Source organism: Actinomycetospora termitidis (assembly GCF_030286555.1).
Taxonomy (GTDB): Bacteria; Actinomycetota; Actinomycetes; order Mycobacteriales; family Pseudonocardiaceae; genus Actinomycetospora; species Actinomycetospora termitidis.
The window spans coordinates 101,361-127,856 of the sequence record NZ_JASVWF010000004.1; the positions used below are offsets into that span (position 1 = coordinate 101,361).

At 73.5% G+C, this 26,496-nt stretch carries 24 protein-coding genes; 17 read left to right on the forward strand and 7 right to left on the reverse strand.

What is annotated here, in order from left to right:
* Positions 1 to 521: 521 nt before the first annotated feature.
* The 16 genes from QRT03_RS18700 to QRT03_RS18775 all read left to right on the forward strand — a co-directional run bounded on the left by QRT03_RS18700 (position 522) and on the right by QRT03_RS18775 (position 17,946).
* Complete coding sequence (locus QRT03_RS18700; RefSeq protein ID WP_286054502.1) at positions 522 to 1,208, forward strand: HAD family hydrolase; 687 nt, start codon at positions 522 to 524, stop codon at positions 1,206 to 1,208.
* A 62-nt stretch (positions 1,209 to 1,270) separates the two neighbouring features.
* Positions 1,271 to 1,765: a Rieske (2Fe-2S) protein gene (locus QRT03_RS18705; protein WP_286054503.1), complete on the forward strand. Its 495-nt coding sequence runs from the start codon at positions 1,271 to 1,273 to the stop codon at positions 1,763 to 1,765.
* 53 nt (positions 1,766 to 1,818) lie between these two features.
* On the forward strand, positions 1,819 to 4,860 hold the full coding sequence (locus QRT03_RS18710) for a DEAD/DEAH box helicase (protein ID WP_286054504.1): 3,042 nt from the start codon (positions 1,819 to 1,821) through the stop codon (positions 4,858 to 4,860).
* Positions 4,850 to 5,668: an SWIM zinc finger family protein gene (locus QRT03_RS18715; protein WP_286054505.1), complete on the forward strand. Its 819-nt coding sequence runs from the start codon at positions 4,850 to 4,852 to the stop codon at positions 5,666 to 5,668. The genes QRT03_RS18710 and QRT03_RS18715 overlap by 11 nt, the downstream gene beginning before the upstream one ends.
* Positions 5,669 to 5,686: 18 nt before the next feature.
* Complete coding sequence (locus QRT03_RS18720; RefSeq protein ID WP_286054506.1) at positions 5,687 to 6,412, forward strand: PIG-L deacetylase family protein; 726 nt, start codon at positions 5,687 to 5,689, stop codon at positions 6,410 to 6,412.
* A 497-nt stretch (positions 6,413 to 6,909) separates the two neighbouring features.
* Positions 6,910 to 7,455 (forward strand): MarR family transcriptional regulator, encoded by a 546-nt coding sequence (locus QRT03_RS18725; protein ID WP_286054507.1) that lies wholly within the window; start codon positions 6,910 to 6,912, stop codon positions 7,453 to 7,455.
* Between the two features lie 111 nt (positions 7,456 to 7,566).
* Positions 7,567 to 9,591: an excinuclease ABC subunit UvrC gene (uvrC, locus tag QRT03_RS18730; RefSeq protein WP_286054508.1), complete on the forward strand. Its 2,025-nt coding sequence runs from the start codon at positions 7,567 to 7,569 to the stop codon at positions 9,589 to 9,591.
* Positions 9,588 to 10,478, forward strand: coding sequence for an RNase adapter RapZ (rapZ, locus tag QRT03_RS18735; RefSeq protein WP_286054509.1), 891 nt, complete (start codon positions 9,588 to 9,590; stop codon positions 10,476 to 10,478). The genes uvrC and rapZ overlap by 4 nt, the downstream gene beginning before the upstream one ends.
* Positions 10,475 to 11,635 carry a gluconeogenesis factor YvcK family protein gene (locus QRT03_RS18740; protein ID WP_286054510.1) on the forward strand — a complete coding sequence of 387 codons (1,161 nt, stop codon included), beginning with the start codon at positions 10,475 to 10,477 and terminating at the stop codon, positions 11,633 to 11,635. Before rapZ ends, QRT03_RS18740 begins: the two co-directional genes overlap by 4 nt.
* Positions 11,626 to 12,642 (forward strand): DNA-binding protein WhiA, encoded by a 1,017-nt coding sequence (whiA, locus tag QRT03_RS18745; RefSeq protein WP_286054511.1) that lies wholly within the window; start codon positions 11,626 to 11,628, stop codon positions 12,640 to 12,642. The genes QRT03_RS18740 and whiA overlap by 10 nt, the downstream gene beginning before the upstream one ends.
* Before the next feature lie 127 nt (positions 12,643 to 12,769).
* Positions 12,770 to 13,786 (forward strand): type I glyceraldehyde-3-phosphate dehydrogenase, encoded by a 1,017-nt coding sequence (gene gap / locus QRT03_RS18750; protein WP_286054512.1) that lies wholly within the window; start codon positions 12,770 to 12,772, stop codon positions 13,784 to 13,786.
* A 37-nt stretch (positions 13,787 to 13,823) separates the two neighbouring features.
* Complete coding sequence (locus QRT03_RS18755; protein WP_286054513.1) at positions 13,824 to 15,032, forward strand: phosphoglycerate kinase; 1,209 nt, start codon at positions 13,824 to 13,826, stop codon at positions 15,030 to 15,032.
* A complete protein-coding gene (gene tpiA / locus QRT03_RS18760) occupies positions 15,033 to 15,815 on the forward strand; it encodes a triose-phosphate isomerase (RefSeq protein ID WP_286054515.1) in 783 nt (260 codons plus the stop codon). It abuts the gene before it with no gap.
* 202 nt (positions 15,816 to 16,017) lie between these two features.
* A complete protein-coding gene (gene secG, locus QRT03_RS18765; protein ID WP_018333624.1) occupies positions 16,018 to 16,254 on the forward strand; it encodes a preprotein translocase subunit SecG in 237 nt (78 codons plus the stop codon).
* Between the two features lie 54 nt (positions 16,255 to 16,308).
* On the forward strand, positions 16,309 to 16,653 hold the full coding sequence (locus tag QRT03_RS18770) for an RNA polymerase-binding protein RbpA (RefSeq protein WP_286054516.1): 345 nt from the start codon (positions 16,309 to 16,311) through the stop codon (positions 16,651 to 16,653).
* A gap of 15 nt (positions 16,654 to 16,668) precedes the next feature.
* Entirely contained in the window at positions 16,669 to 17,946 is a 1,278-nt protein-coding gene (locus QRT03_RS18775; protein ID WP_286054517.1) for a TrpB-like pyridoxal phosphate-dependent enzyme, read from the forward strand.
* 6 nt (positions 17,947 to 17,952) lie between these two features.
* Here the strand turns inward: QRT03_RS18775 and QRT03_RS18780 are convergent, their stop codons facing one another.
* Together QRT03_RS18780 and yczR are read right to left on the reverse strand one after the other, a co-directional pair.
* Positions 17,953 to 18,444, reverse strand: coding sequence for an Lrp/AsnC family transcriptional regulator (locus QRT03_RS18780; protein ID WP_286054518.1), 492 nt, complete (start codon positions 18,442 to 18,444; stop codon positions 17,953 to 17,955).
* Positions 18,445 to 18,509: 65 nt separating this feature from the next.
* Positions 18,510 to 19,991: a MocR-like transcription factor YczR gene (gene yczR, locus QRT03_RS18785; RefSeq protein ID WP_286054519.1), complete on the reverse strand. Its 1,482-nt coding sequence runs from the start codon at positions 19,989 to 19,991 to the stop codon at positions 18,510 to 18,512.
* Positions 19,992 to 20,107: 116 nt separating this feature from the next.
* Between yczR and QRT03_RS18790 the strand changes: the two genes are divergently transcribed.
* On the forward strand, positions 20,108 to 20,380 hold the full coding sequence (locus tag QRT03_RS18790; protein ID WP_286054520.1) for a hypothetical protein: 273 nt from the start codon (positions 20,108 to 20,110) through the stop codon (positions 20,378 to 20,380).
* A 74-nt stretch (positions 20,381 to 20,454) separates the two neighbouring features.
* Here QRT03_RS18790 and pgl read toward each other — a convergent pair whose 3' ends face one another.
* The 5 genes from pgl to tal are packed head-to-tail and all read right to left on the reverse strand — an operon-like array spanning position 20,455 to position 26,474.
* Entirely contained in the window at positions 20,455 to 21,234 is a 780-nt protein-coding gene (pgl, locus tag QRT03_RS18795; RefSeq protein WP_286054521.1) for a 6-phosphogluconolactonase, read from the reverse strand.
* Positions 21,231 to 22,184 (reverse strand): glucose-6-phosphate dehydrogenase assembly protein OpcA, encoded by a 954-nt coding sequence (gene opcA, locus QRT03_RS18800; RefSeq protein WP_286054522.1) that lies wholly within the window; start codon positions 22,182 to 22,184, stop codon positions 21,231 to 21,233. The genes pgl and opcA overlap by 4 nt, the downstream gene beginning before the upstream one ends.
* Complete coding sequence (gene zwf, locus QRT03_RS18805) at positions 22,181 to 23,716, reverse strand: glucose-6-phosphate dehydrogenase (RefSeq protein ID WP_286054523.1); 1,536 nt, start codon at positions 23,714 to 23,716, stop codon at positions 22,181 to 22,183. The genes opcA and zwf overlap by 4 nt, the downstream gene beginning before the upstream one ends.
* Positions 23,713 to 25,359, reverse strand: coding sequence for a glucose-6-phosphate isomerase (locus QRT03_RS18810; protein WP_286054524.1), 1,647 nt, complete (start codon positions 25,357 to 25,359; stop codon positions 23,713 to 23,715). The genes zwf and QRT03_RS18810 overlap by 4 nt, the downstream gene beginning before the upstream one ends.
* Positions 25,356 to 26,474 (reverse strand): transaldolase, encoded by a 1,119-nt coding sequence (gene tal, locus QRT03_RS18815; RefSeq protein ID WP_286054525.1) that lies wholly within the window; start codon positions 26,472 to 26,474, stop codon positions 25,356 to 25,358. The genes QRT03_RS18810 and tal overlap by 4 nt, the downstream gene beginning before the upstream one ends.
* Positions 26,475 to 26,496 lie beyond the last annotated feature (22 nt).

Below are 26,496 nucleotides of genomic sequence, written 5' to 3' on the forward strand. Positions count from 1 at the left end.
CCCCGCATTGCGTCCCGCACACGGCCGACCCGGTCGGTCCATCGTCGGACGAGCGTTGCGTCCCGCACACGGCCGGGCGGCCGGTCCACCTCCTGACGAACGTTGCGTCCCGCACACGGCCGGACCGGTCGGTCCACCTCTGCGCGAGCGTTGCGTCCCGCACACGGCCGACCCGGTCGGTCCATCGTCGGACGAGCGTTGCGTGCCGCACACGGCCGGGCCGGTCGGTCCACCTCCTGACCAGCGTTGCGTCCCGCACACTGCCAGGCCGGCCGGTCCACCTCCGCGCGGGCGTTGCGTCCCGCAACGCAGGTTCCGCGACCTGCGTCGGTCTCCAGCCGTGTGCGTCCCGCAACGCGAGTGCCGCGCCGTGCGCCGATCTCCAGCCGTGTGCGTCCCGCAACGCGAGTGCCGCGACGTGCGCCGGCCTCCAGCCGTGTGCGTCCCGCAACGCCGGCGCCCGCCCACCCCCGCAACGCCCACCGCGCCACGCACCCCGGCGCCCGGCACGATGAGCACCCATGACCGACACCGCGCCGGCCCGTCGCCCGAAGGTCGTGCTGTTCGACGTCTTCGAGACCTGCCTGCAGCTCGAGGGCCTGCGTCCCCGGTTCGTGGCGCTCGGCCGCCCGGAGCACGAGCTGGAACTGTTCTTCGCCCGGCTGCTGCACCAGGGCATGGCGATGACGCTCGCGGGGGAGGCGCCTGCGTTCCGGGTCGTCGCCGCGGACATGCTGCGGCGCACCAGCGGGCGTGACCTCACCGACGACCAGGTCGCCTCCGTCCTCGACGGTTTCCGCGAGCTCCCGGCCCACGATGATGTCCGCGAGGCGTTCACGCTCCTGCGCGACGCCGGGGTGCCCGCCTACGGGTTCACCCACGGCTCCGCCACGACCGCGAGCGCGGCGCTGGAGGCGGCCGGGGTCCGGGACCTGCTCGCGGACGTGTTCAGCTGCGAGGAGATCGCCTCGTTCAAGCCGCCGCGCCGGGTCTACGACTTCGCGGTGCAGCGGGTGGGCGGGGACGCGGCCCGCACCGCCCTGGTCGCGGTGCACTCGTGGGACGTGCACGGCGCGATCGCCGCCGGTCTGCTCGGCGGGTTCTGCGAGCGTCTCGAGGGTCGGGTCCCGGATGCCGTACTCCGGCCGCACGTCGTGGCGGAGACCCTGGACGACGTCGTCGCCGGGCTGCTCGCCCTGCCCGAGTAGGTTCGACGACCGGTCGCGACCACCACACGCGCCCACCACCGCCCCGACGGAGGTCCCTCCCCGTGTCCACCGAGCCGTCCACCGAGCAGTCGACCGAGCAGTCCATCCCTACCCCCGGCCTCACTCGCCGGCGCGCCCTGTGCGGGCTCGTCGTCGCCCTCGCCGCGCCGGCCGCCCTGGCCGCCTGCTCCTCCGGATCCGAGTCCGGCGGCCAGGCCCCGCCCGCCGGGGGCTCGGGCGGCGGCGGCACCACCACCGCGCCGCCCGCCGGGGGCACGCCGGTCGCGCAGATCCCGGTCGGTGGGGGCACCGTCGTGGACGGGCCGAACGGGCCGGTCCTGCTCACCCAGCCCCAGGCCGGCGTCATCAAGGCCTTCGACGCCGCCTGCCCGCACCAGGGCACACCCGTCGACCCGCCCGAGGGCGGCACGATCACCTGCCCGAACCACGGCAGCCAGTTCGACGCCACGTCCGGCGCCCTGAAGAAGGGCCCGGCGGAGAGCGGCCTCACCCCGGTCGCGACCACCGTGGTGAACGGACAGGTGCAGTTCGCCTGACCCTGGGCGAGCGGAGCGACGGGGCGGAGCGGGACGCGGGCAGGATGGAGCGCATGCTCGCGCTGCACGCCGCCTGGTCGCCCGGCCGGGGACTCTGTCTGTGGGCCGAGGACCCGGCGCGCACCGCCGGCGACGCACCCCGCAGCCGCGCCCGCGGTGCCCGGCCGCACCCGTTCGCCGCGGACCACGAGCAGCTCCGCGCAGTCGCGGCGGCACTGGCGACGACGGGCGGCGAGGGTCAGGCGGTCCTGCACCTGCCCTCGACCGGCGGCCCGGGCAGCACCGACCGCGCCCCCGTCCGGTCGGACGCCGACACGGCACCCGCGGCGCTGGCCCCGTGGACCGTGCCCGTCCTCGAGCTGGACGCCGGGGCGCTGCAGCGCTCCGAGCCGCTGCCGGGCGAGGGCCCGGGGTTCGCGGTGCTCCGGGCGCTCGCGTCCTTCGCCGCCGACCTGGTCACCCGCGGGCGGCTCCTCCCCGCCCCCGACCCCGGTCACGACGACGGCGCCCTCGGCTGGCGCCCCGTCCTGCAGGGTCGCGACCTGGTCGCCGCCGACGCGTTCGCCGCAGCGCTCCCACCGGCCGTGCGCGCCGAGGCCGTCGACGGGCGGGCGTTGGCCGACGGCGTCGGCCCCGACCCGGCCGAGGTCGTCACCGAGGCCCTCACCGTGTTCGCCGACGCCGAGGCCCGGCACCGCCTCGTCGACGATCCGCCTGTCCCGGTCCTGCTGGAGGCCGCCGGCGCCGGCGATCTCGACGAGGGCCTCGCCCGCTGGGACGTCGTCGGCGCCCCGCACGCCGGGCCGGCGCGCGGCACCTTCCGGCTCACCGAGATCGTCGTCGACGACCTGGGGCACGCGGTCGAGGGCGAGCCGCGGTTCTGGCTGGAGTTCTCGCTGCAGTCCTCGCAGGACCCGAGCCTGCGGGTCACCGCCGAGTCGATCTGGCGCGACGCCGGGTCGCTGCGCCGCTGGCTCGACGACCCCAGCGAGGAACTGCTCGCCGAGCTCGGGCGGGCGGCCGCGATCTACCCGGAGCTCACCGACGCACTGCGGGTCCCGCGCCCGACCGGGATGGAGCTGGACCGCGAGGGCACCCACCACTTCCTGCTCCACGTCGCCGCCGCCCTGGACCGCGCCGGGTTCGGCGTCCTGCTGCCGAGCTGGTGGACGGAGCCCGCGCGGCTGGGTCTCACCGCCACCGCGGGCGGCGCCGGCCCCGAGGGCGTCGTCGCGACGAACGGACGCCTGCGCCGCGAGGAACTCGTCGACTTCTCCTGGAAACTCGCCGTCGACGGGGAGTCCCTCTCCGACGAGGAGATGCGCGCCCTGGTGCACGCGAAGGCGCCGCTGGTCTTCCTGCGCGGGCGGTGGGTCGCGGTCGACCCGGAACGGCTCCGGGCCGGGCTGGAGTTCCTCGACCGGGCGCCCACGGAGGGCACGGTCGGTGACGTCCTCACCCTGCACTCGGCCTACCACGACGACCTCCCCCCGGAGTGGGCCGCGCCGCTGCCCGTGGAGGACGTCGCCGCGAGCGGTCCGCTCGGATCGCTGCTCGCCGGCGCCGTCGACGCCCACCTCGAACTGCTCGACGACCCGCCCGCCCTCGAGGCGACCCTGCGCCCCTACCAGCGGCGCGGGGTGTCGTGGCTCGCGTTCCTGTCCGGGCTCCGCGTCGGCGGGGTGCTCGCCGACGACATGGGCCTCGGCAAGACGCTGCAGGTCCTGGCGCTGGAGGCCCACGAGCGCACCGAGGAGCTCGCGCCGACCCTGCTGGTGGCGCCGACCTCCGTCGTCGGGAACTGGCAGCGGGAGGCGGCCCGGTTCACGCCCGGGCTCCGCGTCGTGGTGCACCACGGGTCGGGCCGGACGACCGGCGACCTCACCGCGATGCTCGCGGACGCCGACCTCGTCGTGACCTCCTACGGGACCCTCACCCGCGACGTCGCCGAGCTGTCCCGCCACCACTACCGCCGACTCGTGCTCGACGAGGCCCAGCTGGTCAAGAACAACCGGTCGCGGGCGGCGCGTGCGGTGCGCACCGTCGACGCCGAGCACCGGCTGGCGCTCACCGGGACGCCGGTGGAGAACCGGCTCGCCGAGCTGTGGTCGATCATGGACGCCGTCAACCCCGGCCTGCTCGGCGGCATCACCGCGTTCCGCGACCGCTACGCCGTGCCGATCGAGCGCCACGGCCGCTCCGACGTCGCGAAACGGCTCCAGACCGCCGTCCGCCCGTTCCTGCTGCGCCGGGTCAAGACCGACAAGGCCGTCGTCGACGACCTGCCGGACAAGATCGAGACCGTCGAGCGGTGCAGCCTGACCGCCGAGCAGGCGTCGCTGTACCAGGTGGTCGTCGACGAGATGACCGAGACGCTGCACGGGCTGGAGACCGCCGGCAAGCAGGGCATCGAGCGGCGCGGCCGGGTGCTCGCCGCGCTGACCAAGCTCAAGCAGGTCTGCGACCACCCGGCCCTGCTCCTGCACGACGGGTCGCCGCTCGCCCGCCGCTCCGGGAAGCTCGCGCGCGTCGAGGAGATCGTCGCGGAGATCCTGGCGGCGGGTGAGAAGGCGCTGCTGTTCACGCAGTTCACGGCGTTCGGCGACGAACTCGCCCCGCACCTCGCGCGGCGCTTCGGGGTCGAGGTGCTGTGGCTGCACGGCGGGACGTCACGCCGGGCCCGCGACCGCATGGTCGAGGCGTTCCAGTCGGACGACGGCCCGCCGCTCTTCCTGCTCTCCCTCAAGGCCGGCGGCACGGGACTCACGCTCACGGCCGCCCAGCACGTGATCCACCTCGACCGCTGGTGGAACCCCGCCGTCGAGGACCAGGCCACCGATCGGGCCTTCCGCATCGGGCAGAAGCGCACCGTGCAGGTCCGCAAGCTGGTCTGCGGCGGCACCGTCGAGGAACGCATCGACGACCTCATCGAGGGCAAACGCGTCCTCGCCGGCCAGGTCATCGGCGACGGTGGGGACGACCCGGACTGGCTCACCGGTCTGTCCACCGACGAGCTGCGCCGGATCGTCGCGCTCGACCCGGGCGCCACCGCGGAGGACGAGGACGACGAGATGGGGGACGACGATGCCGCCTAGACGTCGTGCCCCCAAGGAGCCGTTCCGCGAGAGGTTCCCCGAGTACGGGAAGCGGATCGCGGTCGAGGACGGCATCGCCGCGAAGAGCCGCCGCGGGGACATCGGCGAGTCGTGGTGGTCCGGCCGGTTCCTCGCGGTGCTGCAGGAGCTCGGCGTCGGCGGACGCCTGGACCGCGGCAAGACCTACGCCCGCGCCGGCCAGGTGATCGACCTCGCGATCGAGCCGGGTGAGGTCGTCGCGACGGTTCAGGGGTCGCGCGCCGAGCCCTACCGCGCGCGGATCGGGATCACGACGTTCGCCGACGAGGCGTGGGAGGCCGTCGAGGAGGCGTTCGCCCGCGACTCCTGGTACGCCGCCTCGCTGCTCGGCGGCACTGTGCCCGACGACCTCGAGGACGTCTTCGCCGCCGTCGGCCTGTCGCTCTTCCCGACGGGGGCCCGCGAGATGCCCATGGACTGCTCCTGCCCGGACTGGTCCGTCCCCTGCAAGCACCTCGCCGCGGTCGCCTACCTCGTGGCCGAGCGGTTCGACGACGACCCGTTCCTGATCCTGCGCTGGCGCGGCCGCGACCGCGCGACGCTGCTCGCCGGCCTCCGCGACCGCCGCGACGACGTCGGCCCGGCGGTCACCCCGCTCGCGGACGTGCTCGACCGCTTCTGGACGGCGGGTGGGCCGCTGCCCGAGGTCGGCGGGCCGGTGTCGAACTCCGAGGAACTGCTCGACCAGATGCCGCCGCTCGGGGTCGCCCTCGACGGGGTCGACGCGCGGGAACTGCTGCGGCCCCTCTATCGGCGGTTCGGGGCCTGACCGGGTAGAACGGTGATCGTGGCACGCATCCTGCTGATCGTCGCGCACCCCGACGACATCGACTTCGGCAGCGGCGGCTCGGTGGCGCAGTGGGTCGCCGAGGGCAACACCGTCGACTACTGCATCTGCACCGACGGCGACGCCGGCGGGTACGACGAGGCCGTGGGTCGCGTCGAGATGGCCGAGCTGCGGCGCAAGGAGCAGCGCGCGGCCGCCGACGTGTACGGCGTGCACGAGATCGACTGGCTCGGGCACCCCGACGGCCGCCTCTACGTCACCCACGAGCTGCGCCGCGACATCTCCCGCTCGATCCGCCGCCGTCGCCCGGACCGGGTCGTCGTCCAGTCGCCGACCCGCAACATCCGCAGCACCTACGGCAGCCACCCCGACCACATCGCCGCCGGCGAGGCCGCGATGTGCGCGGTGTATCCGGACGCCCGCAACCCGTTCGCCCACCCGGAGCTCCTCGCCGACGAGGGCCTCGAGGCCTGGACGGTGGGGGAGACCTACATCGCGAACCCCGGCGAGGGCGCGGACCTCTACGTCGACATCACCGACGTGATGGACCGCAAGATCGAGGCCCTGCGCGCCCACGAGTCCCAGACCGCCCACATGACCGACCTCGCCGAGCGCATGCAGATGTGGGGCTACGCCCAGGCCAAGGCCGCGGGCTGGTGCTCCGACGGGACCCCGCCCGAGGAGCGCCGCTACGCCGAGGGCTTCCTCGTCCTCGACACCAAGTAGCCCCTTCACGACGCCGGGTCGGTGCGGCTCGTGTGGTCGCATTGCGCGACGCACACGGCCCGGCCGCCTCGCTCCCCGCGGAACCGGCGTTGCGCGACGCACACGGTCAGGCCGCCCTGCTCCCCGCCGCACCGGCGTTGCGCAACGCACACGGCCCGGCCGCCTCGCTCCCCGCCGCACCGGCGTTGCGCGACGCACACGGCGGGCCGAGCGTCTGGCCCATGAGTGCCACGGCACGCATCTTTCATGCCTGCGCGCGAGCGTGTGCGTCCCGCAACGCCCCGCCGACCCGGTACCGACCCCTCCAGCCGTATGCGTCCCGCAACGCCCCGCCGACCGAGCACCGACCCCTCCAGCCGTGTGCGCCACGCAACGCCTCGCCGACCGGGCACCAACTCCTCCGGCCGTGTGCGCCACGCACATTCCTGACGTGGCATCCGGAGCAAGTGCGTCCGAACGACACCCGGCGCGCCCCCGGCGTTCCTACCGTCCGCTGCATGCCCGACATCACGATCGACCCCTTCCCGTCCTGGGGTGCCGAGAAGGACGAGGAGTGCGCATGGATCGCGGACCGGATCCTCCACCACCTGCTCCCGGCCGCGACGGCGCTGCACCGGGCGAACGCGGTCGAACTCGGACTGGACCCCGCCGAGCTGGCGATCGTCGAGGTGCTCGGAACCGTCCGCGCGCTCCGGCTGACCGCGGTGGCGGACCGCGTCGCCCTCAGCCACGCCGCGACCTCGCGCGCGACGTCACGGCTGGCGGAGCGGACGTGGGTCGACCGGTGCAGCGAGGTGCACGGCTACGTCGAGATCACGCGGGCCGAGGGGACGACCGCCGTGCTCGCCGCCTCGCTGCAGGACGTGCGCAGTCCCCTGGCCGCGGCCGTCGAGGCGCTCGCGCCGGCGGACCGGGCGACCGTGCTCCGGTTCCTCGACGAGGTCGTCGAGATCATCACCGTCCGGGCCCGCTCCCGAGGTGACCGACGCCTGGAGCGCACCCTCGTGCGGCGCCGTCGGGAGTGGTTGCGCGACGAGTGGTGACACGCCCGGACGCAAGTGTCTCCCCACGAGACACGCCGAACGACACGCCGAGACCACCCGCTTGGGTGCACGCCGACACGCTGAGGAGACACGCCTACGCTGGTGCCCGCCATGGCCGATCCGAGCACCTACCGCCCCGCCCCGGGAACCATCCCGGAGGCGCCTGGCGTCTACCGGTTCTCCGACGCGGGCGGCCGCGTGATCTACGTCGGCAAGGCCAAGAGCCTGCGCAGCCGCCTGAACTCCTACTTCGCCGACCTCTCGGGCCTGCACCCCCGCACCCGCCGGATGGTCACCACCGCGGCCGCCGTCCAGTGGACCGTGGTCGGCACCGAGGTCGAGGCCCTCCAGCTCGAATACAACTGGATCAAGGAGTACGACCCGCAGTTCAACGTCCGCTACCGCGACGACAAGACCTACCCGGTCCTCGCGGTGACGCTGAACGAGGAGTACCCGCAGCTCAAGGTGTACCGCGGGCCCCGTCGCAAAGGGGTCCGCTACTTCGGCCCCTACGCGCACGCCTGGGCCATCCGCGAGACGCTGAAGCTCCTCACGCGGGTCTTCCCGGCGCGCGTCTGCTCGCCCGGGGTGTTCAAGCGCCACGGCCAGATCGGGCGGCCGTGCATGTTCGGCTACATCGGCAAGTGTGCCGCGCCGTGCGTCGGCCGGGTCTCCGCCGAGGAGCACCGGCAGATCGTCCTGGACTTCTGCGACTTCCTCGCCGGCCACACCGACCAGCTGATCAACCGCATCGAAAAAGAGATGCAGACCGCATCGGCCGACATGGACTTCGAGCGCGCCGCCCGGCTGCGCGACGACGCCGGGGCGCTCAAGCGGGTCGTCGAGAAACAGGCCGTGGTGCTGGGCGACGGCACCGACGCCGACGTCGTCGCGTTCGCGCTCGACCCGCTGGAGGCCGCGGTCCAGGTCTTCCACGTGCGCGGGGGCCGGGTGCGCGGGCAGCGCGGCTGGGTCGTGGAGCGCGGCGAGGAGGACTCGCTCGAGGTCCTCGTCGGGCAGTTCCTGTCGCAGTTCTACGGCGAGCAGGCAGCCCTGGCCGGGTCGGCCGACGACGCCGTGCAGCCGGTTCCCCGCGAGGTGCTGGTGCCGGCCCTGCCCGAGGACCACGCCGTCCTCACGCAGTGGCTCAGCGGGCTGCGCGGGAGCCGGGTGAGCGTGCGCGTCGCGCAGCGGGGCGACAAGCGGACGCTCGCCGAGACCGTCGAGCGCAACGCCAAGGAGTCGCTCACCCAGCACAAGCTCAAGCGCGCCGGCGACCTCACCGCCCGCAGCGCCGCGCTGGAGGAGATCCAGGAGTACCTGGAGCTCGACTCGGCGCCGCTGCGCATCGAGTGCACCGACGTCAGCCACGTGCAGGGCTCGGACGTCGTCGCGAGCCTCGTGGTGTTCGAGGACGGCCTGCCGAAGAAGGCGGACTACCGCCGGTTCGCGATCCGCGGCGGTGCGGAGGGCGGCGATGTCGCGGCGATCGCCGAGGTCGTGCGGCGCCGGTTCCAGCGCTACCTGCGCGAGACCGCGGAGGACCACGAGCACGACCCGACGACGACGTCGTGCTCCGGCGAGACCCCGGACGGCTCGCCGGCGTCGCGGGAGATCGACCCGGCGGAGATCGACGGGCCGCTCCCGGGCATCGACCCGACGACGGGCCGCCCGCGGAAGTTCTCCTACGCACCGAACCTGCTCGTCGTCGACGGCGGCGCGCCGCAGGTCGCGGCCGCGCAGGAGGTGCTCTCCGAGCTCGGGATCACCGACGTCGCGGTGTGCGGGCTGGCGAAGCGCCTCGAGGAGGTGTGGCTGCCGGGCGACGAGATGCCGGCGATCCTGCCGCGCACCTCGGAGGCGCTCTACCTGCTGCAGCGCGTGCGCGACGAGGCGCACCGCTTCGCGATCACCTACCACCGCCAGAAGCGGTCGGCCCGGATGACGACCTCCGAACTCGACGGGGTCCCCGGGCTGGGCTCGGCCCGCAAGACCGCGCTGATCAAGCACTTCGGCTCGGTGAAGAAGCTGCGGGCGGCCACCGTCGAGCAGATCACCGAGGTACCCGGCGTCGGGAAGCGGACCGCGGAGGCGGTGCTGGCCGCACTGAACCACGAACAGGGGGAGGCGTCGTGACCAGCGGGGGGCCGCCGCACGGCGGAGTGGAGGTCGCCATCGTCACCGGCGTCTCGGGGGCGGGGCGCAGCACGGCGGCGAAGGTCCTCGAGGACCTCGGGTGGTTCGTGGTGGACAACCTGCCGCCCGAGCTGCTCGAGACCGTCGTCGACCTGGGCGCCCGGTCGCAGGGCCAGGTGACCCGGATCGCCGTCGTCATGGACGTCCGGAGCCGCGCGTTCACGGCCGACCTGGGCGCCGCGATCAAGGAGCTCGACACCCGGGGCGCGCGCCCGCGGGTGGTCTTCCTCGACGCCGACGACAGCGTGCTCATCCGCCGCTTCGAGTCCAACCGGCGCTCGCACCCGCTGCAGGGCGACGGCCGACTCGTCGACGGGATCGACGCCGAGCGGGAGCTGCTGGCCCCGCTGCGCGACCTCGCCGACCTCGTCGTCGACACCTCGAACCGGTCGGTGCACGAGCTGCGCAAGGCCATCGAGGAGGCGTTCCACGAGAGCGCCGCCGAGGTCGCCTCCACCGTCACCGTGCTCTCGTTCGGCTACAAGCACGGCCTGCCCCAGGACGCGGACCTCGTCGTCGACGTGCGCTTCCTGCCCAATCCGCACTGGATCCCGGAGCTGCGCGAGCACGACGGCCGCGAGGAGGTGGTCAGCGACTACGTGCTCTCCCAGGAGGGCGCGGCCGAGTTCGTCGACCGCTACCTGGAGCTGCTGCGCATCGTCGGCGTCGGGTACCGCCGCGAGGGCAAGCGGTACCTGACCGTCGCCATCGGCTGCACCGGCGGGAAGCACCGCAGCGTCGCGATCGCCGAGGAGATCGCCCGCCGGATGGCCGGCGAGGACGGGGTGCGCGTGACGGTGTCGCACCGGGACGTGGGGCGCGAGTGAGCGCGCTCAACGGCAACGGGAGCCACCCCGACGGCCCCGGCTCCCCGTTCCGCGCGACCGCCCTCGGCGGCGGCCACGGCCTGCACGCCACCCTGCGCGCCCTGCGGCGGCTGACCGACGACGTCACGGCCGTCGTGACCGTCGGGGACGACGGCGGGTCCTCCGGCCGCATCCGCCGCGAGCTCGACATCCTCCCGCTGGGCGACCTGCGGATGGCCCTGGACGCCCTCGCGGAGCGCGACCACCCGGGTCCGACCGACACGTCCGCCTGGCGGCGCCTCTTCGAGCACCGCTTCGGCGGGTCGGGGGCGCTCGCGGGGCACGCCGTCGGGAACCTCGTGCTCGCGGGCCTGCTCGACGTGCTCGGTGAGCCGGTCGCGGCCCTCGACGAGGCCTGCCGCCTGCTCGGCGTCCGCGGCCGCGTGCTGCCGATGAGCCCGATGCCGGTCGACCTCGAGGCCGACGTCACCGGGCTGGGTCTGTCGTCCTCGCGCGCGACCGACGACGACATCGCGCACCGCATCCGGGGCCAGGTCGCGGTCGCGACGACGCCGGGGCAGGTCCGGCAGGTCCGGCTCGTGCCGCGGCGCCCGAAGGCGTGCGCGGAGGCCGTCGAGGCGATCCGGACGGCGGACGTGGTCACCCTGGGCCCGGGCTCGTGGTTCACCAGCGTGATGCCGCACCTGCTGGTACCGGAACTGTTCACGGCGCTGACCGAGACGGAGGCGCGCCGGATCCTGGTGCTCAACCTCGCACCGCAGCCGGGGGAGACCGCGGGTTTCTCGCCCGAGCAGCACCTCGACGCGCTGGCCGAGCACGCCCCGCGGCTGCGCCTGGACGTGGTGATCGCCGATCCCGAGGCGACACCGGAGCCCGACCGCCTGCGCCGCGGCGCGGAGGCGTTCGGCGCGACCACCCTGTTCACACCCGTCGGCGAGCCCGACGGCGCCCCGCGCCACGATGCCGTGGCACTGGCCGGGGCCCTGCGGGAGGCGGCGGGCAGTGCCGCCTCGCGCGAGCGCGTGCCCGACGACGAGTGGGACGCGCGCGTCGAGACCTGGGGGAGAGCGGCACGGCGCCGCCTCGGAGCGGACGTGTTCTTCACGCCCACCGACGGCACGTACCGCCACGACGAGGAGGACCTACGGTGGCCATGACCGCTGCGGTGAAGGACGAGCTGAGCCGACTCGCCGTCACGAAGACCTGCTGCCGGCGCGCGGAGGTGTCGGCTCTCCTGCGGTTCGGGGGCGGGCTGCACATCGTGAACGGGCGGGTCGTCGTGGAGGCGGAGCTCGACACCGGCAACGCCGCGCGGCGCCTCCGCCGGGAGATCCACGAGCTCTACGGGCACCAGCCCGAGGTGCACGTGCTCTCCCAGGGCAACCTGCGCAAGGGCACGCGGTACGTCGTGCGGGTCGCGGCCGACGGCGACTCGCTCGCCCGCCAGACCGGGCTGCTCGACCCGCGCGGGCGGCCGGTGCGCGGGCTGCCGCCGCAGGTCGTCTCCGGCGGGGTGTGCGACGCCGAGGCCGCGTGGCGGGGCGCGTTCCTCGCGCACGGCTCGCTCACCGAGCCCGGCCGCTCGTCCGCGCTGGAGATCACCTGCCCGGGCATGGAGGCCGCGATGGCGCTGGTCGGCGCCGCGCGTCGGCTGGGCGTGGCGGCGAAGGCCCGTGAGGTCCGGGGGGCGGACCGCGTCGTGGTGCGCGACGGCGACGCGATCGGTGCCCTGCTCACCCGCATCGGCGCGCACTCCTCGGTGCTGCAGTGGGAGGAGCGCCGGATGCGCCGCGAGGTGCGCGCGACGGCGAACCGGCTCGCGAACTTCGACGACGCCAACCTGCGGCGCTCGGTCAAGGCCGCGGTCACCGCGTCGGCCCGGGTCAACCGGGCCCTGGAGCTGCTGGGCGACGAGGTGCCCGACCACCTGATCACCGCCGGCCGGCTGCGCGTCCAGCACGAGCAGGCCTCGCTGGAGGAGCTCGGGCAGCTCGCCGACCCGCCGATGACGAAGGACGCGGTCGCCGGGCGCATCCGCCGCCTGCTCGCGATGGCGGACAAGAAGGCCAAGGACCTGCGCGTCCCGGACACCTCCGCGGCCGTCGGCCCCGACATGGAGGACGACGAGGAGATGGTCGAGGTCCCCGCGGGCCGGGAGCGCTGACCCGTCGTCGGGAAATACCTGCTGGTCAGCGTGCGCAGATGAGGCGCTCGCGACGATGCGGGCCCCTCGTCGGCTTCGTTAGGGTCGGCCCTGCCAGCACGGACACCACGAAGAGACAGGACTGCGCGTGACGATCAAGATCGGCATCAACGGCTTCGGCCGCATCGGACGGAACGTCTTCCGCGCGCTCGAGGTCCAGCGCGCCGCCGGTACTGCCGACATCGAGGTCCTGGCGGTCAACGACATCACCGACAACAAGACGCTGGCGCACCTGCTGCGCTACGACTCGGTGCACGGCCGGTTCGACGGCACGGTCGAGTACAACGACTCAGCGCTGATCGTCAACGGCACCGAGGTCAAGGCGTTCGCCGAGCGCGACCCGGCCGACCTGCCCTGGGGTGACCTCGGCGTCGACATCGTCATCGAGTCCTCCGGCATCTTCACCGACGCCGACTCGGCCGGGAAGCACCTCAAGGCCGGCGCCAAGAAGGTCGTCATCTCCGCTCCGGCCAAGGGCGAGGACCTCACGGTCGTCATGGGGATCAACGACAAGGCCTACGACGGTTCGCAGAACATCCTGTCCAACGCCTCCTGCACCACGAACTGCGTGGCGCCGATGGCGAAGGTGCTGCACGACGCGTTCGGCCTGCAGACCGGCTTCATGACGACGGTGCACGCCTACACCGGCGACCAGCGCGTCCACGACGCCCCGCACAAGGACCTGCGTCGCGCGCGGGCCGCAGCCGTCAACATCATCCCGACGACGACGGGTGCGGCGCAGGCGACCGCGCTCGCGCTCCCGGAGCTCGAGGGCAAGCTCAACGGCGTCGCGATGCGCGTCCCCGTCCCGGACGGCTCCGTCACGGACCTGACCGCGACGCTCGACCAGGAGGTCACCGTCGAGCAGGTCAACGAGGCCTTCAAGAAGGCCGCCGAGGGCGAGCTCAAGGGCGTGCTGGTCTACACCGAGGACCCGATCGTCTCCACCGACATCGTCGGCACCCCGGCGTCGTGCACCTTCGACTCGGGCATGACGAAGGTCCTCAACGGCAACACCGTGAAGATCATCGGCTGGTACGACAACGAGTGGGGCTACTCGAACCGCGTCGTGGACCTCACCACGCTGGTGGGTTCGAAGCTCTGATGCCGGGACACGCAGCGAAGCGGAGCTGGACCATCCGATGAAGACCGTCGACGACCTGATCGCGGAGGGCGTCCAGGACCGGTACGTCCTCCTCCGGGCCGACTTCAACGTCCCGCTCGACGGCTACTCGATCACCGACGACGGCCGCATCCGCGCGGCCCTGCCGACGATCACGAAGCTGGTCGGGGCGGGCGCGAAGCTGCTGGTGACGGCGCACCTGGGTCGGGTCAAGGACCCGGAGCCGCTCGGCCGCGACAAGCGGTCCAGCCTGGCCCCGGTCGCCGGGCGGCTCGGGCAGCTGCTCGACCAGCGGGTCTCGCTGGCCGAGGACGTCGTCGGGCAGTCGGCCCGGGACGTGGCCGGCGCCCTGACGGCGGGTCGCGTCGCGATGCTCGCGAACGTGCGGTGCGAGCCGCGCGAGACCGGGTCCGCGTCGGAGCGCGACGCGCTCGCGACCGAGCTGGCCGAGCTCGTCCCGGGCGGGGCGTTCGTCTCCGACGGCTTCGGCGTGGTGCACCGCGAGCAGGCCTCGGTGTTCGAGATCGCCCGCAAGCTCCCGGCCTACGGCGGCGACCTCGTCGCCCGCGAGACCGAGGTGCTGCGGCGGCTCACCGGCGACCCGGCGCGGCCCTACGTCGTGATCCTGGGCGGGTCGAAGGTCTCCGACAAGCTCGCGGTGCTGACGAACCTGCTGCCGAAGGTCGACACGCTGCTCGTCGGCGGGGCGATGTGCTTCACGTTCCTCGCCGCCGAGGGGAACGACGTCGGGGGGTCGAAGCTCGAGGCCGAGCAGGTCGACACGTGCAAGGACCTGCTGTCGCGGTACTCCGAGACGCTGGTGCTGCCGGTGGACGTCGTCGTCGCCGACGCCTTCGCCGCCGACGCGAACACCCGCACGGTGCCGGTGAACGAGATCCCCGACGGCTGGATGGGTCTCGACGTCGGGCCGGAGACGGTCCGCCTGTTCGGCGAGAAGCTCGCCGACGCGGCGACGGTGTTCTGGAACGGGCCGATGGGCGTGTTCGAGATGGAGCCGTTCGCGGCCGGCACCACCGGCGTCGCGGAGGCGGTCGCCGACTCGCCCGCGTTCTCGGTGATCGGCGGCGGCGACTCGGCGTCGGCGATCCGCGCGGCCGGGCTCGACGAGGAGCGCTTCGGTCACATCTCGACCGGGGGCGGGGCGTCCCTGGAGTTCCTGGAGGGCAAGGACCTGCCGGGGATCGCCGTTCTCGAGGAGGGCTCCTAGGTGGCGCGCAAGCCCCTGATCGCCGGCAACTGGAAGATGAACCTCAACCACCTCGAGGCCATCGGCGTGGTGCAGAAGCTCTACTTCGCGTTGCCGACCAAGTACTACGACCACGTCGACGTGGCCGTGTGCCCGCCGTTCACCGACCTGCGCAGCGTGCAGACGGCGATCGACGCCGACTCGATGCCGATCACCTACGGCGGGCAGGACTGCTCGCCGGAGGAGTCGGGCGCGTTCACCGGGGACGTCTCGGCGGCCATGCTGCGCAAGTTGGGCTGCACCTACGTGGTGCTCGGCCACTCCGAGCGCCGCTCGGTCCACGGTGAGGACGACGCGCTGGTGGCCCGCAAGGTCGCGAAGGCCCTCGAGCACGGGCTCACGCCGATCCTCTGCCTCGGCGAGGGAGAGGAGGTCCGCGACGCCGGCGGCCACGTGGAGCACTGCACCGCGCAGCTCGACGGGTCGCTGAAGGGCCTCACCGCCGAGCAGGTCGGCCGCGTGGTGATCGCCTACGAGCCGGTCTGGGCGATCGGCACCGGGAAGACCGCCACCACGCAGGACGCCCAGGAGGTCTGCCACGCCCTCCGGGAGCGGCTGCGCGAGGTGCACGGCCCGGCGGTCGCCGACGCCGTGCGGATCCTCTACGGCGGCTCGGTGAAGTCCGGCAACGTCAAGGACCTGGTGGCGCAGGCCGACGTCGACGGTGCGCTGGTCGGCGGGGCGTCGCTGGAGCCCGAGGGCTTCGCGGAGCTGTGCGCGCTCGCCGCGGGCGGCCCGCTGTAGGCGGCGCCGCCCCCTGGTGAGCGAAGGGCCCCTTCGGTCGATCTCTTCGACCGAGGGGGCCCTTCGGTCGTTCCCGGTCGGGCCGATGATCGTTGAGACGTGTGACCCCGCACCCTCCTGTCGGAGGGGCCGGGTAGTGTGACGCACGAACGCACGCCCCGCATCCCGGGGCGGAGAAGACCTGGAGGTCACGGAGCCCGCGATGCGACTGTTCTTGGAGATCCTGCTCATCGTGTCCAGCGTGCTGCTGGTGCTGCTCGTGCTGCTGCACCGCGGCCGCGGCGGTGGTCTCTCGTCGCTGTTCGGAGGTGGGGTGCAGTCCAGCCTCGCCGGCTCCAGCGTGGTCGAGAAGAACCTCGACCGCCTCACCCTGTTCGTCGGCGCGATCTGGTTGATCGCGATCGTCGGGACGGGCCTGCTCATCAAGATCGAAGGTTGACGACCGGCCCGGACCCACACCCGGGCCCGGTGACGATGCGGAGGTAACGCCGACATGGCCACTGGCAACGCGATCCGGGGCACCCGGGTCGGGTCCGGTCCGATGGGGGAGTCCGAGCGCGGGGAGAGCGCCCAGCGCGTCATCGTCTCGTTCTGGTGCTCTAACGGCCACGAGACACGGCCGTCGTTCGCCCACGACGCCGAGCTGCCCAGCACCTGGGACTGCCCGCGTTGCGGCCTGCCGGCGAACACGGACATGAAGAACCCGCCGCCGGCGCGGCGCACCGAGCCGTACAAGACGCACCTCGCGTACGTGAAGGAGCGGCGCAGCGACGCCGACGGCGAGGCGCTCCTCGAGGAGGCCCTGGCCAAGCTGCGGGCCCGCCGCGGCGAGAACTGAGGCAGACTCCGGCGCATGGTCGCGCCGGAGGTCACCGACACACGTTTCTCGTTGAGCCAGGCCGAGATCCCCTCGGCCTGGTTCAACGTCGCCCCGCACCTGTCCAGCCCGCTCGACCCGCCGCTGCACCCCGCCACGCGGGAGCCGGTCGGGCCGGACGATCTCGCGCCGCTGTTCGCGGCCGAGCTCATCGGCCAGGAGATGTCGGCCGACCCGTGGATCGACATCCCGGGTGAGGTGCTCGACGTCCTGCGGCTGTGGAGGCCCACGCCGCTGGTCCGGGCCCGCCGTCTGGAAGCGGCCCTGGGCACCACCGCCCGCATCTACTTCAAGGACGAGTCGGTCTCGCCGGCCGGCTCGCACAAGCCGAACTCGGCGGTCCCGCAGGCGTTCTACAACGCCCGCGAGGGGATCAAGCGCCTCACGACGGAGACCGGTGCCGGTCAGTGGGGCACCGCGCTCTCCTTCGCGAGCGCGCAGTACGACCTCGAGTGCGCGGTCTACATGGTGCGCAAGAGCTTCGAGCAGAAGCCGTACCGCAAGGTCATCATGGAGACCTGGGGCGGGTCGGTCGTCCCGTCGCCGATCGACGACCCCTCGAACGCGGGGAGTCTCGGCTCGGCCATCTCGGACGCGGTCCGCGACGCGATGGGCCGCGAGGACACCCACTACGCGCTCGGCTCGGTGCTCAACCACGTCCTGCTGCACCAGACGATCATCGGGCTGGAGGCCCAGCAGCAGCTCGCCCTCGCCGGCGAGACCCGACCCGACGTCGTGATCGCTCCGTGCGGTGGTGGCTCCAACCTCGGCGGCCTGGCGCTGCCGTTCCTGCCCGACCCCGCCGTCCGGCTCCTCGCCGCCGAGCCCGCCTCGTGCCCGACCCTGACCCAGGGCACCTACGAGTACGACTTCGGCGACGTCCAGGGCCTCACGCCGATGATGAACATGTACACGCTGGGCCACGACTTCATGCCGCCCGGCATCCACGCCGGCGGCCTGCGCTACCACGGGGACTCGCCGATCATCTCCAAGCTGGTCCACGAGGGCCGGATGGAGGCCGTCGCGCACCGCCAGAAGGCCGTGTTCGAGGCCAACGTGCTGTTCGCGCGGGTCGAGGGCAAGCTCCCGGCGCCGGAGGCCGGCCACGGCATCGCCTCCGCGATCGCCGAGGCGAACGACGCGACCGCGAAGAACGAGGAGCGGGTCATCCTCTTCAACTACTGCGGCCACGGCCTGCTCGACCTCGCGGCCTACCAGGACCACCTGGCCGGCGACCTCGGCGAGGAGCCGTAGGCCGCGTCAGTCGATACCGACCGGGCGCGGCTCCACCAGTGAGGTCTTGATGACCGCGGTGACGGTGGAGCCGCGCTCGATCCACAGCTCGAGCACCCGGTCCAGGTCGGCCACGTCGCGCACCTGGATCCGCACGAGCAGGCAGTCCTCCCCGGTGATCCGGTGCGCCTCGACGACCTCCGGCGTCCGCGCGACGATCTGCTCGAGCGCCTTGCCCTGTCCGAGGGCTGGCCGCACGCGCACCCAGGCGCCGATCGGATAGCCGACCACGGCCGGGTCGACATCAAGCCGGTAGCCGCGGATCACGCCGCTGCGTTCGAGCCGCCCGACCCGCTCGGTGACCGCGGGGGCGGACATCCCGACGACCCGTGCCAGCGCACTCATCGACAGCCGCGGGTCGTCGATGAGGGCCCGCAGGATGGCCCGGTTGACGTCGTCCAGCAGCCCCTTGTCGTTCTCCAGGTGGACCCGGCCTCGAGGCTCGACAGTTGAAGTCACCTAGCCACTATCGCCGTCGAACGCCCATGTCGTCCAGGCCTGCCGCCTTGCAGGATGAAGACATGTCAGACGACGGTGGTGAGCGCGGGCGAGGACAGGGTCCCCAGCGACGCCCAGGCGGCCGCGAGGCGCTCCACGGCGTCGTCGAGCACGTCGACCCGATGGGTGTAGGGCACCCGCAGGAAGCTCTCGAAGGCCCCGCCGATCCCGAACCGCGGTCCGGCCGCGAGGTGCAGGCCCTGGCGTGCCGCGGCGTCGACGAGCGCACTGGAGCGGGCGGCGCCGAGGTCGATCCAGGTGGAGAGCCCTCCCGTGGGCACCGGGACCGTCCACTCCGGGAACGCCCGGCGCAGCGCGGCGACGAGGTGGTCGCGCTGGCTCGCGGTCGCGGCCCGGCGGACCGGCAGCAGGTCGTCGAGGCGCGCGAGCAGACCCGCGGCCACCAGTTGCTCGAGCACCGGCGAGGCGATGTCGTCGGACGCGCGGCTGGTCGCGATGCGGCGCAGCACGGCCCGCGGCCCGCGCATCCAGCCGATCCGCAGGCCGCCCCACACCGTCTTGCTCATCGACCCGAGCGTGAGGACGGGGGCCTCGCCGCCCGCCGTCGCCCAGGCCCCGAGCGGCGGGGGGACGGGCTCGTCCAACCACGTCTCGCGCAGGCAGTCGTCGACCACGAGGGGCACCCCGTGACGCCGGGCGGCCGCGACGACCGCACCGCGGGTCTCGGCGTCCATGACGGCGCCGGTCGGGTTGTGGTGGTCGGGCACGAGGAACGCGAGGGCCGGCGCGGACTCGCGCAGCGCCGCGGCGAACGCCCCGACGTCCCAGCCCGTCCGGCCGTGCCCGTCCCGGTCGAGCGCCATGGGCACGGTCCGCGCGGAGGCGTGACGCACGAGGTCGACGGCGCCCGGGTAGGTCGGTTGTTCGATCAGCACGCGGTCACCGGGCCGCACGAGCGCCCGCGCGATCAGCGAGTGCGCGTGCTGGGCCCCGGCGGTCACCATGACCTCGTCCGGCGCGGTCGGCAGGCCCTGGGCGGTCAGCCGATCGGCGATCGCGACCCGCAGCAGCGTCGTGCCGAGCAGGTCGTAGCCGGGCCCGACGAGGTGGGTCGGGAGCGCGGCGAGGGCCTCGGCACCGGCAGCGGTCATGGCCTCGACGGGCGCGGCCGGCGCGGCGTGCGCGAGGTCGATGACGTCGGCCGGGAGGTCCGGCGACACCGCCCAGGCGCCGCTGGGCGCGAACGGCGCGGGGGAGGACGGGGGACCGTCGGCCGTCGACGGGAGCGCCGTCCAGGTGCCCGAACCGCGGCGCCGGATCAGGTGCCCGCTCTCGCGGAGCTGTTCGTAGGCCGCCGCGACCGTGCCCCGCCCGATCCCGAGCGCGAGGGCGAGCTCCCGCTCGCTCGGCACCCGGGTCCCGACGGCGAGCCGGCCGTCGCCGAGCAGGGTGCGGATGCGTCCGGCCAGCGCCGCGTAGCCCACCGGACCACCGGCGAACGACCCGAGGTGCCGCACGAGCGCCGGTCCACCGACCTGCTGGTCCACCTCGCACCTGCCACTTCTGCCAATCAGCCTGCCACTGCTGGCACACTGGACCTGGTCGAGCTGTCACTTGGCAGCCACTCTAGCCACATCACCCCGTGAACCCGAAGGAACTCCTCATGATCACCATGCTCGTCCTCGTCGCCGTCCTCGTCGTCCTCGGCCTCGCGGTCGTGCGCTACGGCGCGGACACCCGCTCGAACGACACCGCCGACCACCGGGATCCGGCCCTGCCGCGGGGCCCGCAGTACGGCCACACCCCGGCCTCGGACGTCCGCCTGCTCGCCGGTCTCGCCCGGCGGGTGGCCGCCCAGCGGCAGGCGTGGGCCGCGTACGACCGGTCCATGCGGCCGTGGGAGACGCAGCGCAGCGAGGTCCGGCCCGTGGGCTGAGCTACTCCTGAACGAACGAACGGCACTCTCGCAGCGTCTAGGCGCGCGAGAGTGCCGTTCGCTCGTTCCGGCGGCTACAGATCCGCCGAGGCCGCCTCGTCGAGCAACCACAACGTGCGCTCCGTGCCGGCCAGCCCCGCGAGCGGCACCTCGACCTCGCTCGCCCCGTGGGCAGCCCGACCGAGCACCTCGGCCTTGGACGACCCGGTGGCCACCAGCCACACCTCGCGCGCCGAGCGGGCGGCGGCGAGGGTCAGCGAGATGCGGGTCGGCGGGGGCTTGGGGCAGTCCCGCACCGCGACGACGCCCGGCGCGGTCGCGTGGACGGCGGGGGAGTCGGGGAACACGGAGAGCGTGTGCCCCTCCGGCCCGCAGCCGGCGAGCAGCACGTCGAAGGCGGGGAGTCCCGGGACCCCCTCGCCCAGCCGCGCCGCGGCGTCGGCCAGGACCTGGGCGTAGGCCTGCGCCCCGGCGTCGGGGTCGGCGGAGTCCTCCGACTCGAGCGCGGACGGCCCGGGGGTCGACGACGGGACGGGGTGCACCCGGGCCGGGTCGAGGTCGAGCCGGTCGAGCAGGGCGTCGCGGGCCTGGGCGTCGTTGCGGTCCTCCGACCCCGCGGGGACGAACCGCTCGTCGCCCCAGAACACCTCCACCCGGGACCAGTCGACGGAGCCCAGGTCCGGCGACGACGCCACGGCCTCCAGCATCGCGATACCGATACCGCCGCCGGTGAGGACGACCGAGGCCACGCCCCGCTCGGCCTGGGCCTTCGCCAGCGCCGCGAGGAGTCGCGCGGCCCCGTCCGACGCGACCGACCCGTCGTCGGGAAGGGTGACGACCTCACGCCCGCTCATGCCTTCACCCTGGCCTTCGACGACGACCGCCGCCCGCCGGAGCGCGGGACCGCGTCGAGCGCCTCGTGGAAGATCTCGTCGGGGTCGAGGCGACGGAGCTCCTCGGCCAGGCACTCCCGGGTCGTCCGGCGGGCGAGCGCGACGCGGCGGTCGGGCTGGCCGGGCTGGGTCAGCTTGGCGGTCTTGGAGTCCTGCCGCCGCAGTTCGATCGTCCCGGAGGCCCGCTCGAGCCGGACCGCGCCCACGTGGCCACCGTTGACGTCCACCACCGACCGCGTCACCGGCACGCCGAGCCGCGAGGACAACCAACCCGCGAGGAGGTCCGCGGAGGCCGACTCGGCCTCGCCGTCGACCTCGGCCCGGGTGACCCGGTCGTACGGCGGCGGGTCGAGCGCCGACGTGAGCAGCGCCCGCCAGCTGGTGATCCGGCTCCAGGCGAGGTCGGTGTCGCCCGCGCGGTAGTTGGCCGCGAGCTTCGTGAGCGTCTTCGACGGCGACTTCGTCGTCGAGACGTCCGTGATCCGCCGGCCGGCGACCGCGCCGACCGGGTCCTCGGCCGGGCACAGCGGCGGTTCGCCCGGCCACCACGTGACGATGGGCGCGTCGGGCAGCAGCAGCGGCACGATGATCGAGCCGCCGTGGTCGGCCAGCGGGCCGTACATCCGCAGGACGATGACCTCGCTGGCGCCGGCGTCCCCGCCGATGCGGATCTGGGCGTCCAGCCGCGTGGCGGCCCGGCGGATCCCCTTCGCGAGCACCAGCACACGGCACGGGTGCTCGCGCGAGGCGTCGTTGGCGGCCTGGATCGCCTGCTCGGCCTCCGGCCCGTCCTCGGTCGAGATCACGAGCGTGAGCACGCGCCCGAGGGCCACCGCGCCCGCCGACTCGCGCAGCTCGACCATCTTGCGGTTGACCGCCGACGTGTCGGTCGACGGCAGGTCGACGATCATGGTCTCCTCCAGACGCGGCCGGTGCGCGAGAGCAGCTCGTCGGCCGAGCGCGGCCCCCACGTGCCGGCCGGGTACGCGCCGGGGGAACCTTCCCGGTGCCACTTGTCGATCACCGGGTCGAGGATCCTCCAGGAGAGCTCGACCTCGGTGTTGGTCGGGAACAGCGACGGCTCGCCGAGCAGGACGTCGAGGAGCAGGCGCTCGTAGGCCTCCGGGGAGGCCTCGGTGAACGCGGTGCCGTACCCGAAGTCCATCGTGACGTCGCGGACCTCCATCCCCGACCCGGGCACCTTCGACCCGAACCGCAGGGTGACGCCCTCGTCCGGCTGCACCCGCACGACCAGCGCGTTCTGCCCGAGCTCCTCGGTCATCGTCTGGTCGAAGGGCAGGTGCGGGGCGCGCTTGAAGACCACCGCGATCTCGGTGACCCGACGTCCCAGCCGCTTGCCCGTCCGCAGGTAGAACGGCACCCCGGCCCAACGGCGGGTGTTCACCTCGCAGGTGATCGCCGCGTAGGTCTCGGTGACCGAGTCGGGCGGGAACCCGTCCTCCTGCTGCAGCCCGCGCACCTCGGCCGAGCCCTGCCAGCCGGCCGCGTACTGGCCGCGGGCGGTGGTCTCGTCGAGGGGCTCGGCGAGCTTCGTCGCGGAGAGGACCTTGATCTTCTCCTCGCGCAGGTCGTTCGGCGCGAACGACAGCGGCTCCTCCATCGCGGTGAGGGCGAGGAGCTGCAGCAGGTGGTTCTGGATGACGTCGCGGGCGGCGCCGATCCCGTCGTAGTAGCCCGCACGGCCGCCCACCCCGATGTCCTCGGCCATCGTGATCTGCACGTGGTCGACGTGGTGGGCGTTCCAGATGGGCTCGAAGAGCTCGTTGGCGAAGCGCAGCGCCAACAGGTTCTGCACCGTCTCCTTGCCGAGGTAGTGGTCGATGCGGAACACCGAGTCCTCGGGGAAGACGTCGTTGACGATCGCGTTCAGCTCACGCGCCGAGTGCAGGTCGTGGCCGAACGGCTTCTCGATGACGACGCGGCGCCACGCGTCCTCCGCCGACTCCGCGAGGCCCGCCCGCGAGAGCTGCTTGCAGACCGTGGGGAAGGCGTCCGGCGGGATCGACAGGTAGAAGGCGTGGTTGCCGTCGGTCCCGCGCTCGGTGTCCAGCTCGGCGACGGTGTCGGCGAGCCGGTCGAACGCGGCGTCGTCGTCGAAGGTCCCCTGCACGAACCGCAGACCCTCGGCGAGCCGGTCCCACACCTCGGAGCGGAACGGCGTGCGGGAGTGCTCCCGCACCGAGTCGTGCACGATCTCGGCGAAGTCCTCGTGGGACCAGTCCCGCCGGGCGAACCCCACCAGCGCGAAACCGGGCGGCAGCAGACCCCGGTTCGCGAGGTCGTAGATCGCCGGCATGAGCTTCTTGCGCGCGAGGTCGCCGGTGATCCCGAACAGCACGAGGCCGCTCGGGCCGGCGATCCTCGGCAGACGCTTGTCCCGCTCGTCGCGCAGCGGGTTCCGCCAGTCGGCGGGAGCGGTCACCGTCTCACCTCTCCCAGTGCGTTCGTCAGGGCCACCAGACCGGCGGCGCGATCCGCGAGGTGCAGCCGGAGCACCGGCCGGCCGTGCTGGGCGATGACCTGCGCGTCCCCGGCGGCCTGGGCGTGCTGGAGCTCGCCGAAGGTGAAGGGCTGGTCCGGGATCGCCAGGTCGTCCGCGACGGAGCCGGTGATCTGCAGGAACACCCCGTTCTGGTGCCCACCCTTGTGGTACTGCCCGGTGGAGTGCAGGAACCGCGGGCCCCAGCCGAAGGTCGTCTGCAGCCCGGTGTTCTTCGCGATCTCCGGGCGCAGCACCTCGGCCGAGGCGTCGTCGAGCCGGTCGAGGTAGGCCTGCACCGCGACGTACCCGCGGTCCGGGGCCTGGTCGAGGAGCTGCTGCAGCGCCTCGGCCAGGGTCCTCGGGTCGCGCAGCCACTCGCCGCGGACCTCGATCGCCCCCTCGACCAGCACCGGGGCCTCGTCGGTACCGGCGGCGCCGCTCCCGTCGAGCAGGTCACGCGTGGCCTGCTTGGCCGACTCCACGTCGGGCTGGTCGAACGGGTTGATCCCGATCAGGCGCCCGGCGAGGGCGACGGCGGTCTCCCAGAGCAGGAACTGCGCCCCGAGCGACCCCTCGGTCGAGATCTGCGCGTTCCCGACGGCGGGTCCGAGCGCCACCGTGGTGGCGTCGGCCCCGTGGTCGGTGAAGCCGGGGGCGTCGGGGGACTCGACGACCACCGGGAGCAGGCCGAGGCCCTGCTTGCCGGTGGACTCCGCGATGAGCTGCTCGGCCCAGTCGCCGAAGCCGATCAGACCGGAACCCGAGTCGGCGAGGACGACCTTCTCCGCGCCCGCGGCGTGGGCGGCCGCGAGGGCCGCGCCGAGCAGGATCGCCGGGTTGTCGGCCGAGTCGCGCTGCAGCTCGGGAGCCGCGGCGGCCGCCTCGTCCAGGAGCCCCTCGACGTCGACCCCGGCCAGGGCCGACGGCACGAGACCGAACGCGGTCAGCGCGGAGTACCGGCCGCCGACGTTCGGGTCCGCCTCGATCGTGGCCCGGTAGCCCTGCTGACCCGCGAGGTCGGCGAGCTTCGTGCCCGGGTCGGTCACGACGACGATCCGGCTCGCCGGGTCGATCCCGTTGGCTGCGAAGACCTCGGTGAACACCCGGCGCTGGCTGTCGGTCTCGACGGTGCCGCCGGACTTGGAGCTGACGACGAGCACGGTGCGCGAGAGGTCGCCGGCGAGGGCGTCGGAGACCTGGCCGGGGTCGGTGGTGTCGAGCACCGTGATCGGGTACGTGCCGCCCACGGCCGAGCCCGACCGCGTGTGGCAGATGACCTCGGGGGCCAGGGACGAGCCGCCCATGCCGGCGAGCACGACCCGGTCGACGCCCTCGGCGTGCAGGTCGCCGCGGAGCGTCGTCAGGCGCTCCACCAGGGGCTTCGAGGTCTCGTGCAGCGTCACCCAGGACAGCCGCTTGGAGGCCTCGCTCTGCGCGTCCGGGCCCCACAGAGAGTCGTCCTGGCGGGCCAGCTTGGACGCCACCTGGTCCCCGACGAGCTTCTCGACCCCGGCCGCGGCGGCGTCGGCGAGCTGCGGGTCGACGAGGGAGACGCTCAGCGGCGCCTCGAGCGGCGCACTCACGACTGCTCCGGGCTGCGGCGCGTCAGCTGCTCGGACACCGTCTCGAGGAGCTCCTGCCACGACTTCTCGAACTTGTCGACGCCCTCGTCCTCGAGCACCTGGTAGACGTCGTCGACGTCGATGCCCACGCCCGCGAGGGCGGCGAACACCTCACCCGCGGCGTCGGCGGTGCCGGTGACGGCGTCGCCGTGCAGGTCGCCGTGGTCGGCGAACGCGTCCAGCGTCGCCTCCGGCATCGTGTTCACGGTGTCCGGGGCGGCCAGCTCGGTGACGTAGAGCGTGTCCGGGTACGCCTTGTTCTTCACCCCGGTCGAGGCCCAGAGCGGGCGCTGGGCCTTTGCGCCGGCACCCTTCAGGGTCGCCCAGCGCTCGGTGGAGAAGGCCTCCAGCCACGCCTGGTAGGCCAGGCGGGCGTTCGCGACGGCGGCCGTGCCCCGCAGCGCGAGGGCGGCGTCCGTCCCGATCGCGTCCAGGCGCTTGTCGACCTCGCTGTCCACGCGCGAGACGAAGAACGAGGCGACCGAGGCCATGACCGACAGGTCGTGGCCGTTGGCGCGCGCCTGCTCCATGCCCGCGAGGTAGGCGTCCATCACCGCGCGGTAGCGGTCCACGGAGAAGATCAGCGTGACGTTGACGCTGACGCCCTCGGCGAGCACGCGGGTGATCGCCGGCAGGCCCTCCGGCGTGGCCGGGATCTTGATCATCAGGTTCGGCCGGTCGACGGTCTTCCAGAGGTCGAGGGCCTCGCCGACGGTCTTCTCGGTGTCGTGCGCGCTGCGCGGGTCGACCTCGAGGGAGACGCGGCCGTCGACGGCGTCGGTCTCGGAGAACACCCCGCGGAAGACGTCGCACGCACGGCGGACGTCGTCGGTGGTGATCTCGCGGACCGCGTCGTCGACCGAGGCGCCGCGGCGGGCCAGGTCGTCGAGCTGCTCGGCGTAGTGGTCCGCGTCGGACAGCGCGCTCGCGAAGATCGTCGGGTTGGAGGTGACGCCGACGACGTGCTTCTGCTCGATCAGCTCGCGCAGGTTCCCGGACTCGATGCGCTGCCGGGACAGGTCGTCGAGCCAGATGGAGACGCCGGCGGCCGAGAGGTCGGCCAGGGGAGTGCTCATGATGTCCTCACTCGGAGTCGCT

Coding starts and splice junctions, on each gene's coding strand:
- QRT03_RS18715 (WP_286054505.1), top strand. CDS start 4,850: ATGCCGCCTAGACGTCGTGCCCCCAAGGAGCCGTTCCGCGAGAGGTTC.
- pgl (WP_286054521.1), bottom strand. CDS start 21,234: ATGAGCGGGCGTGAGGTCGTCACCCTTCCCGACGACGGGTCGGTCGCG.
- uvrC (WP_286054508.1), top strand. CDS start 7,567: ATGGCCGATCCGAGCACCTACCGCCCCGCCCCGGGAACCATCCCGGAG.
- opcA (WP_286054522.1), bottom strand. CDS start 22,184: ATGATCGTCGACCTGCCGTCGACCGACACGTCGGCGGTCAACCGCAAG.
- QRT03_RS18700 (WP_286054502.1), top strand. CDS start 522: ATGACCGACACCGCGCCGGCCCGTCGCCCGAAGGTCGTGCTGTTCGAC.
- QRT03_RS18755 (WP_286054513.1), top strand. CDS start 13,824: ATGAAGACCGTCGACGACCTGATCGCGGAGGGCGTCCAGGACCGGTAC.
- QRT03_RS18790 (WP_286054520.1), top strand. CDS start 20,108: ATGATCACCATGCTCGTCCTCGTCGCCGTCCTCGTCGTCCTCGGCCTC.
- secG (WP_018333624.1), top strand. CDS start 16,018: ATGCGACTGTTCTTGGAGATCCTGCTCATCGTGTCCAGCGTGCTGCTG.
- tal (WP_286054525.1), bottom strand. CDS start 26,474: ATGAGCACTCCCCTGGCCGACCTCTCGGCCGCCGGCGTCTCCATCTGG.
- QRT03_RS18710 (WP_286054504.1), top strand. CDS start 1,819: ATGCTCGCGCTGCACGCCGCCTGGTCGCCCGGCCGGGGACTCTGTCTG.
- QRT03_RS18770 (WP_286054516.1), top strand. CDS start 16,309: ATGGCCACTGGCAACGCGATCCGGGGCACCCGGGTCGGGTCCGGTCCG.
- QRT03_RS18725 (WP_286054507.1), top strand. CDS start 6,910: ATGCCCGACATCACGATCGACCCCTTCCCGTCCTGGGGTGCCGAGAAG.
- QRT03_RS18775 (WP_286054517.1), top strand. CDS start 16,669: ATGGTCGCGCCGGAGGTCACCGACACACGTTTCTCGTTGAGCCAGGCC.